Raw genomic sequence first — 14,797 nt, 5'->3', positions numbered from 1 at the left:
CGGGAGAGGGAGAGGATCGAGCCGGGATTGAATACCGCACCCATCGGTTCCCTCTCCCGCGTGCGGGAGAGGGTTAGGGTGAGGGGCATCAGCGATTACAGATAATCAAACTGTGCATCCTGAGTGCGCACTGAATCCAGTCCAATCATCACGTTGAATTTGCCTGGCTCGGCAACCTGCTGCATCTTCTGGTTCCAGAATTTCAGCGCATCAACGTCGATCTTAAACTTCACGGTCTGCGATTCACCGGCTTTCAGCATGATGCGCTGGAAGCCGCGCAGCTCCTGCACCGGACGGCTAATGCTGGCGACCGGATCGTTGAGATAGAGCTGCACCACGGTTGCACCATCGCGTTTACCGCTATTGGTCACGGTCACTGACGCTTCCACCGAGCCGTTACGCGGCATAGTGCGTGACGACATCTTCACCGGCGACACCGTGAAGGTGGTGTAGCTCAGGCCGTAACCAAACGGATAAAGCGGACCGTTCACCGCATCGTAGTAGTGCGAGGTGTACTTGTTCGGCTTGGCGAAGTTGTACGGACGACCGGTTGGCAAGTGGTTGTAATAAATCGGAATCTGGCCCACCGAACGCGGGAAGGAGACCGGCAGCTTGCCCGACGGGTTGTAATCGCCGAACAGCACATCGGCGATCGCGTTGCCGCCTTCAGTACCGCTAAACCAGGTTTCCAGCATCGCATCGGCTTGCTGATCTTCCTTCACCACCGTCAGCGGACGGCCGTTCATCAGCACGATCACCAGCGGTTTGCCGGTGGCCTTCAGTGCGGCCAGCAGCTTCTGCTGACTTTCCGGGATCACCAAATCGCTGCGGCTGGAGGCTTCGTGCGCCATGCCCTGCGCTTCACCCACGGCAGCCACCACCACATCAGCTTTTTTCGCCTGCGCTACCGCTTCGTCAATCAGCTCCTGCGGTGAACGCTTGTCCACGCTGACCGCCTGCTCATACAGATTGAGGAAGTCCTGAATGCCTTTGTTGTCGATGATGTTAGCGCCTTTGGCGTACAGCACCGTGCCTTTGCCCGCCATCGCATTGCGCACGCCTTGCAGCAGCGGAATCGACTGTTTCGCCACGCCGGCGGCCGACCAGCTGCCCATGATGTCGCGCTGGCTATCCGCTAGCGGACCCACCAACGCAATGGTGGCGTTTTTCTTCAGCGGCAGCGTTTCGCGCCAGTTTTTCAGCAGCACAATGCTTTTACGCGCCACGTCACGCGCTTCGGCGCGATGCAAACGGCTTTCCGCATTGGTGTCCTGCGGATCACTCTCTTTCGGCCCTAAATGACTGTAAGGATCGTTAAACAAGCCCATGTCATATTTGACGTTCAGCACATGGCGCGCGGCATCGTCCACTTCCGCCATGCTCACCGCGCCGCTCTTCACCAGGCCCGGCAGATATTTGCTGTAGTACTCGTCGCTCATGCTCATGTCGATGCCTGATTTCATCGCAATGCGCACCGCATCCTGTGGATCGCTGGCCACGCCGTGTTTAATCAGTTCTTTAATCGCACCGTGATCGCTAATGGTGATGCCTTTGAATTTCCAGTCGCCGCGCAGGATGTCTTTCAGCAGCCAACTGTCTGCCGTAGCCGGCGTGCCATTCAACGAGTTAAGCGCCACCATCACGCCACCGCTGCCGGCATCCAATGAGGCTTTATACGGCGGCAGATAATCCTGGAACAGGCGCTGCGGGCTCATGTCGACGGTGTTGTAATCTCGTCCACCTTCCACTGCGCCGTAGGCCGCGAAGTGCTTCACGCTGGTCATGATCGAGTAGCGATCCGCCGCGCTTTTGCCCTGCATGGCTTTCACCATGCTGCTGCCCATTTGCGCGCTGAGGAAGGTGTCTTCACCAAAGCCTTCCGAGCCGCGTCCCCAACGAGGTTCGCGGGACACATCAACCATCGGCGCCCACGTCATGTTGAGGCCGTCATCCGCGGCTTCATAAGCAGAGACGCGTCCCACCTCAGCGATGGCATCCAGATCCCAGCTTGCCGCCAGGCCAAGTGGAATCGGGAAAATGGTGCGCTGACCGTGCACCACGTCATAGGCGAAGAACAGCGGAATTTTCAGGCGGCTGAGCTGCATCACCTGATCCTGCATGGCGCGGATATCCTGACGCGTCACGGTGTTAAAAATTGCCCCGACCTGACCGTGCTGAATCATGTCGCGAATCGCCGATTTTGGCGTATCCGGTCCTACGCTGATCAAACGCATCTGCCCGATTTTTTCATCAAGGGTCATTTTGCTGAGCAGCTGATTCACAAAGGCGTCGCGCGCCTGTTCAGTCATCGGATGTGGGCCAAACAGATCGTCCGCGAAAGCGGGTTGCATGGCTAAGGAGACAGCGAGGCTAACAGAGTAAATCCATTTCATCAGGTCGGGTTCTCTTAAGTGACTGCGCAATATCGAAATAACCGGGGCAGTTTGCCACAAGATGAGGATAGCAGGTAGCCGCCATGTCACACCGCGCTCCTGTCGCTGGCGCATGCTACAGTAAAAGCGCCATGTTAAAGACAAGGATAGGCCAATGAATAACAACACTTCGCACCCTACTCTGCTCGCCGAACTGCGTCGTCTGGTCGGATCGTCGAACCTGTTAACCGACGCGGAACAGACCGCGCGCTACCGTAAAGGTTTTCGCTCGGGCGAAGGCGAAGCGCTGGCGGTGATTTTCCCCGGTTCGCTGCTTGAGCTGTGGCGTGCGTTGCAGGCGCTGGTGAGCGCCGATGCGATCATTTTGATGCAGGCCGCCAACACCGGCCTGACCGAAGGTTCCACGCCAAAAGGCAACGATTACGATCGTCCAGTGGTGATCATCAGCACCTTGCGCCTGGATAAGTTGCAGCTGATTGACAACGGCAAACAGATCCTCGCCTTCCCCGGCAGCACGCTGTATCAGCTGGAAAAAGCGCTGAAGCCGCTTGGCCGCGAGCCGCATTCGGTGATCGGTTCCTCCTGCATTGGCGCCTCGGTGATGGGCGGGATTTGCAATAACTCGGGCGGTTCGCTGATCAAACGCGGTCCGGCCTACAGCGAAATGGCGCTGTTTGCGCAGATTGATGCCAGCGGCAAACTCAAGCTGGTGAACCATCTCGGCATCGATCTCGGCCATTCGCCGGAAGAGATGTTGGGTCGGCTGGATGACGATCGCTGGCAGCAGAGCGATGTGCGCTGGGATGAACGCCACGCCTCGGATCATGAATACGCCGAACGCGTGCGCGATATCCATGCAGAGACGCCAGCGCGCTTCAACGCCGATGAGCGTCGCCTGTTTGAAGCCTCCGGCTGCGCCGGTAAGCTGGCGGTGTTTGCCGTGCGTCTGGATACTTTCCCCACCGAACCGCAGCAGCAGGTGTTCTACATCGGCACCAATAATCCGGCGGAACTGGGCGATATTCGCCGCCATATACTGGCGGAATTTACCCATCTGCCGGTGGCGGGCGAATATATGCACCGCGACATTTTCGACATCGCCGAGGTGTACGGCAAAGATACTTTCGTGATGATTGATAAACTCGGCACCGACAAAATGCCGCTGTTTTTCACCCTGAAAGGCCGCGTGGATGCCTGGCTAGGCAAGCTGAACTGGGTGAAACCGCATCTCACCGATCGTTTATTGCAGCGCATCAGCAGCTGGCTACCGGCGCATCTGCCTAAACGCCTGAAGCAGTATCGCGACAAATATGAGCATCACCTGATGCTGAAGATGTCCGGCGACGGCGTTGCCGAAGCGCAGGCCTATCTGGCCGAATATTTCCGCGAAGGCGGCGGCGCGTTCTTCGCCTGTGACGCCAAAGAGGGCGCGCACGCGTTCCTGCATCGCTTTGCCGCCGCCGGTGCCGCGGTGCGCTATCACGCGGTGCATGCCGATGAAGTGGAAGATATTCTGGCGCTGGATATCGCGCTGCGTCGTAATGATGAAGCGTGGTTTGAACGACTGCCGCCCGAGTTCGATAACGATCTGATCCACCGTCTCTACTACGGCCACTTCTTCTGCCACGTCTTCCATCAGGATTACATCGTGAAAAAAGGCGTGGATGCGCATGCGTTAAAAGAGAAGATGCTGGCGATTTTAGCCGCGCGCGGCGCCGAGTATCCGGCCGAGCATAACGTGGGCCATCTGTATCAGGCGAAACCGCAGCTGCAGGCGTTTTATCAGCAGCTCGATCCCACCAACAGTTTTAATCCAGGAATTGGGAAAACCAGTAAGCAGAAGGGTTGGGCGGTCATAAAATAAACAACGATGTGGCCGTGTGTTAGGCCACATCTTTTCCGATCCGTAGCGGCGCAATGCATTGCGTTGTTTTGACCTTTTTATCGCGGTCAAATTGCGCGATAAATCGCGCCGCTACAGTAGGTGCAATCACGTCATCATGGCAACGGATCGCTTTGCTGATCTTGTGCTGCGGCCACGGCGCGGCGCTCGATGATCATGGTCTGCGGCGTCGACAGCATAATGCCCTCTTTGCGCAGACGCGTCAGAATATCGAACAGCAGATCGCTCTTGGCACCGGAAATCTGGCGTTGACCGGCAACGTTGCCGGTGACGCTCAACACGATGCCCGCTGGCGTCAAATCTTTGAACGACACGGACGGCTCCGGCGTCTCCAGAATACGTTCGTTCTCCTGATACACTTCCAGCAGAATTTCACGCACCCGCACCGGATCGATATCCAGCGGGAACGTCAGCAAGATGGTGACCACGCCCTGCGCGTTACCCATGGTGGCGTTACGCACGTTCTGCGAAATAAATTGCGAGTTCGGCACAATCACCGTCGATTTGTCGCCGAGCTGAATTTCGGTGGCGCGCACGTTAATACGACGGATATCCCCTTCAATGCCGCTGATGCTCACCAGATCGCCCACTTTCACCGGACGCTCGGTCAACAGAATCAGGCCGGAAATAAAGTTCTTCACAATCTCCTGTAAGCCGAAACCGATACCGACCGACAAGGCGCTCACAATCCACGCCAGTTTGTTCCACTGCAGGCCCATAATCGACAGCGTCAGCAGGATAATCAGCACGTAACCGATATTGCTGAACAGCGTCACCAGCGACACGCGCATGCCGACGTCCATGGTGGTTTTGGGCAGGAAATCTTTATCCAGCCAGCGACGCACCGAACGCAGCACGTAAATGCCCACCACAAGACAGAGAATCGCGTTGACCATGTGCGCCGGCACAATGTTCAGCGACTCCAGCCCTTTGCCGCCCCAGAACTCAATCACCTTCTGGATCAGCTCAATCGGCGTTGATGAGGCAAAGGTGCCGTTCAGCAGTGCCAGCGCCAGAATGGCAATCAGCACGGTTTTACCCAGCGCGCTGAGCAGCGTCGCCGCCTGTTGCAGGTAACGTTCATCAATATTCAGCGTGGTTTGCAGGCGCTTGCCGGTGGCATTGCTGGTGGAGAACAGGCTTTCGCAGCCGTCATTCACCAGATGGCTGAGGAAGTAGAACGAACCAAACAAAATGCCGCACCAAATCACTTCATAGCTAAGGAAGCGCGCCAGCGTGACGTAACCGATGATCAGTGAAATCAGGATGCCGAGCGCCGTCAGCATCAGCGCCAGCTGCACCAATCCCACCAACGTTGAACGCGCTTCAGGCTGCTGACCTTTCTGCACCATGCGACGGCGTACGCGGTTGATGCGCATGCCGATCGCCAGTCCGGTGCTGCCAATCAGCAGCGCGGTCAAGCCGTTAGCAAAAATGGTGGTATTCAGGCTGGTGCCGACGCTGTAGTTGAAGGCTTCCACCGTCTGGAAAATAAACACCAGCGCCGCAGTGAACGGCGGGAACGGCTTCAGGGCTTGCGCGACTTCGTTGGAGATGGCCGGCAAACGCCAGCTTGGGCGACGTGTGGAGAGGAACGCGCGGCCTAAACCGGCAATCAAGCCGCAATAGACGCTGAGCTGCACCAGCCGATCAACAAAATCCTGCACATCACCCGAGACTTCATCACGGCGCGTAAAGGCCAGCGCGATGAAGTTAAAGGTGATCACCACCGCGGCCAGCGTGGTGAGCGCGGTGGTGGCGGCGAGGAAGCTGCGACGTAAGCGCCCTTCCGGCATCTTATGAATGCTGACCCAGGCAAAGAACTCTTCGCTGTAGCGACGGCCCAGCGTCATCACCAGCATCGCGGCAAACAGCCAGGCCACGGTGCCGAAACGCCAGCCAGATTCCCACGACAGCGCGGCGGTGTCCTGCAATTCAGTAATGAACTCGCTGATCTTCTCGCCATCAAGATCCTGACTGCTGACCAGCGGCGCCCAGAAGCGCGGGCCGAGGATACTGCCAGAGTTCAGCGCCAGCTGGCTTTTCAGCTGATCACGACGCAGGTTGACGATCTGCGATGACAGCACCAGCGCACCGTTTTTGATGCCATCGGCTTGTTTGATCTGATCGTCCAGCTTGGCTTTCTGGCTCTCCAGCGCCGCACGTTTGCGCGTCACTTCAGGCGTCTCTTTCACGCCGCTGTCGGCTTTCGGTGCCGGGCCGAGAACCGCCAATTGTGCATCCAATTGCTGCCCCTGCGGGATCAACGCCTGGCCGAGGGTTTCGGCATTACCGGAAAGCTCCAGCGCCATCTCATTAAGCTGGTTGAGCTGGCTTTCATTGGTATCGCCCGAGACCTGGCCTTTAATTTTGTCGAGAATTTTCTGCATCTTAGGCAGCTCGACCGAGGCATTCACCTTGGGTGCGGCGTCCTCTGCCTGATCGTTGGGCGGCGTATCTGCGGCCACGCTCAGCGTGGGAGCTAACAGCACAAGCAGCAGTAAAAACGGGGTAAACAGATGACGAAACTTGAACATATGAATGAGATTCCAGCGTAATAACAGCCGATAAACGCAAGTGCGATCGTGAATGGCGGCTAGTTTAAGACGTTGCCGACACTGAAACTATAGGAATGAAGGTGTAAAACTTTGGCGCTAACGATAAGCGTTTTTGCAGATGAGCTTAACAAATCAAGGCACAATTTGTAGCGGCGCAATTTATTGCGCATCCTGCAGAATCTGCAATGGGCAATAGATTGCGCCGCTACGGTATGTGCGTGCTTTAAATCCAGTTATTCATTATTCGCGGTCAAGCCGGATTTCTGCTTTTTGTACGCCAGCGCAGCGGCCGGAACCGGTGCGGCTTTACCGGTTTCCAGCCAGTCGCGCAGGCGGTTGGCATCGGCGAAATGGGTGTATTTACCAAAGGCATCCAGCACCACCAGCGCCACCGGACGGTTGTTGATCACCGTGCGCATCACCAGACAGTGCCCGGCTTCATCGGTATAACCGGTTTTGGTCAGCTGGATGCGCCAGTCGTTTTTGTACACCAGATGATTGGTGTTACGGAACGGCAGCGCGTAGCTCGGATGTTTGAATACGGCGGTGTCTTCTTTGGTGGTGCTCAGTTCGCCAATCAGCGGGTACTGTCGCGTAGCTTTCAACAGCTTGACCAGATCTTCCGCGCTGGAAACGTTCTGAATCGACAGGCCCGTCGGCTCGACATAGCGCGTGTGCGTCATGCCAAGTGAGCGTGCTTTGGCGTTCATGGCGCGAATAAACGCATCGTAACCGCCCGGATAGTGATGCGCCAGGCTGGCGGCAGCGCGGTTTTCCGAGGACATCAGCGCCAGTAGCAGCATGTTGCGGCGGCTGATTTCGCTGTTCAGTTTGACGCGGGAGAACACGCCGCGCATCTCAGCGGTATGGCTGATATCCACCGACAGCATTTCATCCATCGGCAGTTTGGCATCCAACACCACCATCGCTGTCATCACTTTGGTGAGTGAGGCGATCGGACGTACGCGGTTAGGATGGCTGGAAAACAGCACTTTGTTGTTTTCCAGATCGACAATCATGGCACTGCCGGAGGCGATTTGCGGTTGGGCAATCGGCGCCAGGTTTGCGAGTGCTGCCGGCGCAGCGAGCGCGGGCGTTATAGCGGCTGGCGCGGCGACAAATAGTGCCAGCGACAGCAAGGAAATACGCATTTTTGCAGACATCGTGTCAAAAAAATCCGGTCAGGAGTTTTGCGCTGTGTTGAGACACAGGCCGCCCGCAACAATCCAGACGGGATGAGGGCTGGCAGCAGTATCATACGCACTTACCTGAGAAATTTCTTATTGAGATTGTTTCCGGGCGTTAAAAAGGTCGCCATGAATGACGACCTTACGAGGCGAGTGCGTGTTGCGGGAAGGTCGCCATTGATGCCGACCAGGCTTTCCTCAGAACAACCGTGGCCCGTAACCCCACAGAACCACCGTCAGCGCCAGCAGCACTTCAAACACCAGCACACCAATCGCCAATGTCGATCCGGAGAAGCGCAAGCTCTCATCACGATCGATGCTCAGGAACACCGGGATGCCGACGTAAAGCAGATAACCGGTGTAAACCAGCGCCATCGCGCCCACCAGCACGCATAGCCACACCAGCGGATAGAGCGCCACCAGCCCGCTAAGAAACAGCGGCGTGGCCACATAGCCGGCAAACACCGTACAGCGCTGCAAGCTGGGACGCTGCGGATAGTTACGCGCCATCCAGTGGATCACGCGGCCCATTACCGCCACGCCGCCGAGGATAATCAGATAGAACAGAATGCCGAGACCGATACCGGTCAGTAGATTGAGTTGTACGAACTGCCCTTCGCCCAGATTCCAGCCCAACTGCGTGGTACCGATAAAGGCGCAGATCACCGGGATCGCCGCCATTAGCAGAACATGATGGGTGTAATGGTGCGAAACGCTCTCATTTTCCTGTTTAATATCGCGCATTTCCTGACCTGGATGCGCCAGTAAACCCCAGACATGATTCATACATTTACTCCTTTGCTGCGATGGGCTGCCCTTACAGCCAACGGCCTGATCAACGGAGGCAGCGTTAGCTCAAGTATAATCGTCGTCGCCGTTTTTGCGGGGCACCACACAAATTAAGCCGCTGGTATACACTAATAGCGATTTCACACTTTGCAGGGAGGATAATTTGCATCTCGATATCAATGGATTAATCACCCAATACGGTTATCTGGCGCTGCTGATTGGTTGTATTGCCGAAGGGGAAACGTTCACGTTGTTGGGCGGTGTGGCGGCGCATGAAGGCTTATTGCACTTCAGCGGCGTGGTGCTGGCGGCGATGATCGGCGGCATTATTGGCGATCAGTTGCTGTTCTGGCTGGGACGCCGTTATGGCACGCGCATTTTGCGCCGTTTCAGTAAACATCAGGAAACAATTGGCAAGGCTAAGCGGCTGATTCAAAAACACCCGAGCCTGTTCGTGATTGGCGTGCGCTTTATGTACGGCTTCCGCATTGTCGGGCCGATCATTATTGGCACCAGCCGCCTCAAGCCGCTGCGTTTCTTCATTCTGAACGTGATTGGTGCGGCGCTGTGGGCGCTGATCTTTGTCTCGCTTGGCTACTTTGCCGGACAGATTGTCGCGCCGTGGCTGCACAAGATCGATCAGCACCTCAAGCCGCTGTTGTGGCTGGCGGCGGCGGTGATTTTTGGCATCGTCTTGCGTTACATCATTCGCCACTGGAATCACCGCCGCGCCGGTTGATTACGAGTGGTACCCCTTAAACTGCGGATTGGCCAACATAAAACCACCGTCGACAATAAACGATTGTCCGGTGGTATAAGTTGCCCACTCCGAACAGAGCCACGCCACTAAACTCGCCACTTCACGCGTATCGCCGGGACGCCCAATCGGGATTTCCGGCATACGTCGTCCTTGCTGGTCATCTTTCATATCGTTCATCGCCGTGGCAATTGCGCCCGGTGCGACCGCGTTCACCAGAATGTGGTGCGGTAAGAGACTCAGCGCCATCGATTTGGTCAAGCCGCCGAGCGCATGTTTGGCAGCGGTATAGGCGGAGGCATCCGGCAGCGGCGTGTGTTCATGCACCGACGTAATGTTGATGATGCGTCCGCCGTCGCCCTGATCAACCATATGGCGCGCGGCAATCTGCCCGCAAAGAAACGCGCCATCTACATCCACGTTGAACACTTTGCGCCAATCCTCAAAGGTGACATCGAGAAAGTCGGCTTTGGTCATCACGCCGGCATTACACACCAATACGTCAATGCGCCCCAGCGAGTTGATCAGCTGCGTCAGTTGCTGTGCGCCGGCTTGCGGATCGGAGAGATCAACCTGCCGCACCTGCGCCTGCTGTCCACGGCTCTCCACCATGCGCGCGGTTTCCTGGGCGCCCTCTTCATCCGAACTCCAGGTGATGCCCAGCGTATAACCCGCTTCGGCCAGCATCACCGCACAGCTGCGACCAATGCCTGAACTGGATCCGGTAACCACAGCGACTTTCTGTTTTCCTAAGCTCATAACATTCTCCTGATTGAGGGTGTCTTTACAGTATAGAAGTTATCCTTCTGTGCCTCGGGGCCGCCGAATCTGCCGTTTCGTCTATAGTTAACAATTACCTACGGCAAAGGGGGCACGATGAGCGAGATTAAACGCAGAATAGACGACCATGGCGTGATTGGTGATTTACGCACCTGCGCACTGATTGCTAACGATGGCACCATCGATTATCTCTGCTGGCCGGCGCTCGATAGCCCGTCGGTTTTTGCCGCGCTACTGGACAGCGATGAGGCCGGCCTGTTCTCCCTCGCGCCGGACTGGAAAAATGCCCGCCAGCAACAGCTCTATTTACCGGATACCAATATTCTGCAAACCCGCTGGCTGGATGACGCGGGCGTGGCAGAGATCACCGATTACATGCCGATCTGCGATGAGCAGAGCAAAGTGCCGCGTATCGTGCGCCGCGTAAAGATGGTACGCGGCACCGCCACCTTTCATCTGCTGTGTGCGCCACGCCACGACTACGCGCGTGCCGAAACCACCACCGAACTGCGGCCCGGCGGTATCGCCTTCCTTGCATCGGGGCAACCGGCGTTGCGCCTCAGCGCTTCGGTGGTGATGACGCGCGAGAATCACAGCGCGGTGGCGGAATTCACTCTGAAAGCCGGGGAAACCGCTGAGTTTGTCTTTGGTAACGATGACGATCCTAACGTGGCCACCATCGCCACCGAGCACTGTTTCCATGACACGCTGGAGTACTGGCGACGCTGGAGTAGCCACAGTTCCTATCGCGGCCGCTGGCAGGAGATGGTGACGCGTTCGGCGCTGGCGCTGAAGTTACTCACTTCGCATCAGCACGGTTCCATCGCCGCCGCCGCTACTTTCGGCTTACCCGAAGAGTTGGGCGGCGAGCGCAACTGGGATTATCGCGCCTCGTGGATCCGCGATGCCTCATTCAGCATGTACGCGCTAATGCGCCTCGGCTACACCGAAGAAGCGCGCGACTTTACCAAATGGGTCGGCCGCTGCGTCGAGCACAGCCACGACGACACGCCGCATCTGCAAGTGATGTATCGCCTCGACAGCGGCACCGAGCTACATGAAACCGAACTGCTCAATCTTTCCGGCTACGCCAATTCGCGTCCGGTGCGCATCGGCAACGATGCCTGGCGCCAGACGCAGCTCGATATTTACGGCGAGTTGATGGATGCCATCTACCTCGCCAATAAATATGGCGAGGCAATTTCGCATCGCGGCTGGAAGTATGTGTCCGATATGATCGATTACGTCTGCGTGAACTGGAATCAGCCCGATGCCGGGATCTGGGAGATGCGCGGCGAGCCGGAACATTTCCTGCATTCACGCCTGATGTGTTGGGTCGCGCTCGATCGCGCACTACGCCTTGGCCTGAAACGTTCGCTGCCGATGCCGTACGACCGCTGGGATAAGGTGCGCAGCGAGATCCGCGACGATATCTGGCAGAACTTCTGGAACCCGGAGCTGGGCCATTTTACCGCGACGCGCGGCGGTAATTTCCTGGATGCTTCGATGCTGCTGATGCCGCTGGTGCGCTTTGTCAGCTCCACCGATCCCGACTGGATTTCGACGCTGGACGCGATTAAAACGCATCTGGTGAGCGACGGTTTAGTCCGACGCTATAACATTCACGAGACGCCTGCCGATGCTTTAACCGGCGGAGAAGGATCTTTCGGTGCCTGCTCATTCTGGTATGTGGAGTGTCTGGCGCGAGCCGGTCGCGTACATGAGGCGCATTTTGAATTTGAAAAGCTGCTGAGTTACGCCAATCCGCTTGGTTTGTACGCCGAAGAGTTCACTTCACACGGCGAAGCGTTGGGTAACATGCCGCAGGCGTTGACGCATCTGGCGTTAATCAGTGCCGCTTTTTTCCTCAATCGCAAACTGAGTAATGAAGTGACGCTGTGGCAGCCGTGAAAATTCACATTTTGGGCTGCGGATCGAAGGGAATTGTCGGGTAAAGACAAGGAATTGCGTAAAGTATATGCAGCCAGTAAAAATCCTGATTTCCATCAATGCGCCAATGCACATATAATGCGCAGCGGGTCATACTGACCACGATGGATTCGACACACTGACAAGCCTGAAACATGGCCATAACGACTTGAAAAACATGAAAATGAGCATTCGCGCGTTCGCTTCACTCGCCCTCGCACTGGCGGCGTTCAGCCAGTCGGCATTTGCAGTAGTCTATCCGCTGCCGCCGGCTAACAGCCGTCTGATCGGCGAAAACATTGAAATCACTGTCCCTGATGACAGCAAACTTCCGCTGGAAGCCTTTGCTGCACAGTATCAGATGGGCCTCAGCAATATGCTGGAAGCCAATCCGGGCGTTGACGTTTATCTGCCAAAAGCTGGCACTAAAATGATCATCCCACAGCAGCTGATTCTGCCTGACGCGCCGCGTGAAGGCATCGTGATCAACAGCGCTGAGATGCGTCTTTACTACTACCCGAAAGGCACCAAGACCGTGGTCGTGCTGCCAATCGGTATCGGCGAGCTGGGTAAAGATACGCCGGTCAACTGGACGACCAAGGTTGAGCGTAAGAAAGATGGCCCAACCTGGACGCCAACCAAAGCGATGCACGCAGAATATGCGGCACGCGGCGAGAGCATTCCTGCGGTGTTCCCAGCGGGTCCGGATAACCCGATGGGCCTGCACGCGCTCTATATCGGCCGCCTGTATGCGATTCACGGCACTAACGCCAACTTCGGTATCGGCCTGCGCGTTAGCCACGGCTGTGTGCGTCTGCGTGCTGACGACATCAAATGGCTGTTCGACAACGTGCCGGTTGGTACGCGCGTACAGTTCATCGATCAGCCGGTGAAAGCCACCGTTGAGCCAGATGGTTCGCGCTACGTGGAAGTACACAATCCGCTGTCGACCACCGAAGAGCAGTTCAATTCACGCGAAGTGGTGCCGATCAACCTGACTTCCGCTGTGACCAAAGTGATTGCCGATGCCAGCACCAACCAGGATGCGGTCAACAACGCTATCCAGGCGCGTAACGGTATGCCGATCAAAATCAACGGTCCAGCTGGCGAAGTGCAGCCAGCACCGGTGCCAGTTCAGGAGTCTTCTGATGCATTGCCGAAAGAAGAGCCAATGACGCCGCAAGGTATCAACGGCGCAGCGCCAGCAGCGCAGCCGGCCACCAGCCTGTAATCGCGAGTTAAGAAGCGCAATAAATTGCGCCGCTACAGATACATGCACCTACCGTAGCGGCGCGATTCATCGCGCAACGTCAATCAATCACGCGGTCGTCGAAACGCCAGCCAACCCGCCACCAGGGTAAACGCCAGTACTACTAACACCAGCAGCAAAAAGCCGTGCGGATTATTCGCCAGCGGAATCCCGCCCACGTTCATGCCAAAAAATCCCGCCACGATATTGATCGGCAGCGCCAGCACGGTGATCACCGTCAGCAAAAACAGCGTGCGGTTGCTCTGCTCCATCAATCGTGCGGCAATCTCTTCCTGCAGCAAACGAATCCGCTCCATCAAACTCGCCAAATCATTCAGCGCCACGCTGAACTCTTCGGTGAAAATTCGCAGCTCGCCCAGGGGTTCACGCTTTAGCCATTTGGGCGGACGATTCAGCAAGCGGAACAGCGCCGCCGGTTCCGGTGCCAGCAAACGCTGCACGCGCAGCAGCATACGACGCAGTTGTCCCAGCTCACGGCGATTGGTTTTAATCGCCGCACTCAGCAAGCGCTCTTCAATCGCATCCACCGCCTGACTGGAACGCCGCACCACTTGCTCCAGCTGCGCTTCCTGCTCGCCAAGCAGCCACAGCAGCATCGCATCCGGCTCGGCGAACTTCAGTTCATTCATCTGCTGATGCATGCGTTCGATCATGCCAACCGGGCGAAAACGCGCGGTGACCACCACACGCGGGCAGCACCACATCCACAACGTGGCGTTCTGCGTGCTGCGCTCCTCTTTACTGAAGGTGACGTCATTAAGTACCGCCAGCAGCGCATCGTTTTGCTGGGCTAAACGGGTGCGCGGCGAAGCAGAATGTATCTCGTCGAAAAAATCGTGGTCTACGCCTAAGTGGTCCTGAACCCAGCGTTCAGCACGCGCGTGATTAAGGTTGATGTGCAGCCAGATAAAGGTCGACTCCGGCAGTTGCTGCTGCGATAGCTGGGCCGCTTCGCGTGCATTGAGCCGCTGTGGCAGCGACGCGGGCGTAAACAGATAACCATGAATCAGTCCGGCGACGTCGTTATTGAAGTCCGGCAGCGAGGCGAGCGGTAGTACGGGCTGGAGCATTAGCAGGTCATTCCCGAGCGGTCAGATCCACAGCGTGCGACAGGGATATTGCAGCAAGATGACACCGGGCGTGCGCCATCATCATTCTGTCATACAAACCACGTATCACACTGCCATTAACGGGTGCCGTTCGAGCATCGTGATTTAACACTGAGGTGTTT

At 56.8% G+C, this 14,797-nt stretch carries 10 protein-coding genes; 4 read left to right on the top strand and 6 right to left on the bottom strand.

The genetic code is table 11. The features are described from left to right. Window positions 1-95 precede the first annotated feature (95 nt). A complete protein-coding gene (bglX, locus tag ACFQW4_RS05595; RefSeq protein WP_377724284.1) occupies window positions 96-2,393 on the bottom strand; it encodes a beta-glucosidase BglX in 2,298 nt (765 codons plus the stop codon). Window positions 2,394-2,547: 154 nt separating this feature from the next. On the opposite strand from bglX, the gene dld reads away from it, so the two are divergent. Continuing rightward, a complete protein-coding gene (dld, locus tag ACFQW4_RS05590; RefSeq protein ID WP_377724282.1) occupies window positions 2,548-4,257 on the top strand; it encodes a D-lactate dehydrogenase in 1,710 nt (569 codons plus the stop codon). Between the two features lie 134 nt (window positions 4,258-4,391). Here dld and ACFQW4_RS05585 read toward each other — a convergent pair whose 3' ends face one another. From ACFQW4_RS05585 to ACFQW4_RS05575, 3 genes are all read right to left on the bottom strand, one after another. Beyond that, window positions 4,392-6,833: a DUF3772 domain-containing protein gene (locus tag ACFQW4_RS05585; protein WP_377724280.1), complete on the bottom strand. Its 2,442-nt coding sequence runs from the start codon at window positions 6,831-6,833 to the stop codon at window positions 4,392-4,394. A 254-nt stretch (window positions 6,834-7,087) separates the two neighbouring features. Beyond that, entirely contained in the window at window positions 7,088-8,017 is a 930-nt protein-coding gene (gene pbpG, locus ACFQW4_RS05580) for a D-alanyl-D-alanine endopeptidase (protein ID WP_137385419.1), read from the bottom strand. A gap of 222 nt (window positions 8,018-8,239) precedes the next feature. Beyond that, window positions 8,240-8,827, bottom strand: coding sequence for a Yip1 family protein (locus ACFQW4_RS05575; protein WP_101763159.1), 588 nt, complete (start codon window positions 8,825-8,827; stop codon window positions 8,240-8,242). 166 nt (window positions 8,828-8,993) lie between these two features. Between ACFQW4_RS05575 and ACFQW4_RS05570 the strand changes: the two genes are divergently transcribed. Next, window positions 8,994-9,569: a DedA family protein gene (locus ACFQW4_RS05570; protein WP_110865775.1), complete on the top strand. Its 576-nt coding sequence runs from the start codon at window positions 8,994-8,996 to the stop codon at window positions 9,567-9,569. Here ACFQW4_RS05570 and ACFQW4_RS05565 read toward each other — a convergent pair whose 3' ends face one another. After that, window positions 9,570-10,346 carry an SDR family oxidoreductase gene (locus ACFQW4_RS05565; protein ID WP_222233165.1) on the bottom strand — a complete coding sequence of 259 codons (777 nt, stop codon included), beginning with the start codon at window positions 10,344-10,346 and terminating at the stop codon, window positions 9,570-9,572. 117 nt (window positions 10,347-10,463) lie between these two features. Here ACFQW4_RS05565 and ACFQW4_RS05560 point away from each other — a divergent pair, with 117 nt between their 5' ends. Continuing rightward, window positions 10,464-12,278: a glycoside hydrolase family 15 protein gene (locus tag ACFQW4_RS05560; protein ID WP_101763162.1), complete on the top strand. Its 1,815-nt coding sequence runs from the start codon at window positions 10,464-10,466 to the stop codon at window positions 12,276-12,278. 196 nt (window positions 12,279-12,474) lie between these two features. Continuing rightward, entirely contained in the window at window positions 12,475-13,527 is a 1,053-nt protein-coding gene (locus tag ACFQW4_RS05555; RefSeq protein ID WP_101763163.1) for a L,D-transpeptidase family protein, read from the top strand. A gap of 83 nt (window positions 13,528-13,610) precedes the next feature. Here ACFQW4_RS05555 and ACFQW4_RS05550 read toward each other — a convergent pair whose 3' ends face one another. Continuing rightward, window positions 13,611-14,636: a transporter gene (locus ACFQW4_RS05550; protein WP_377724276.1), complete on the bottom strand. Its 1,026-nt coding sequence runs from the start codon at window positions 14,634-14,636 to the stop codon at window positions 13,611-13,613. Window positions 14,637-14,797 lie beyond the last annotated feature (161 nt).

The sequence above is a fragment of the Pantoea sp. GCM10028869 genome (assembly GCF_042666835.1).
In the GTDB taxonomy this organism is placed as follows: Bacteria; Pseudomonadota; Gammaproteobacteria; order Enterobacterales; family Enterobacteriaceae; genus Pantoea; species Pantoea leporis.
The sequence above is the reverse complement of the archived record's forward strand: the minus strand, read 5'-3'. Positions and strand labels throughout refer to the sequence as shown.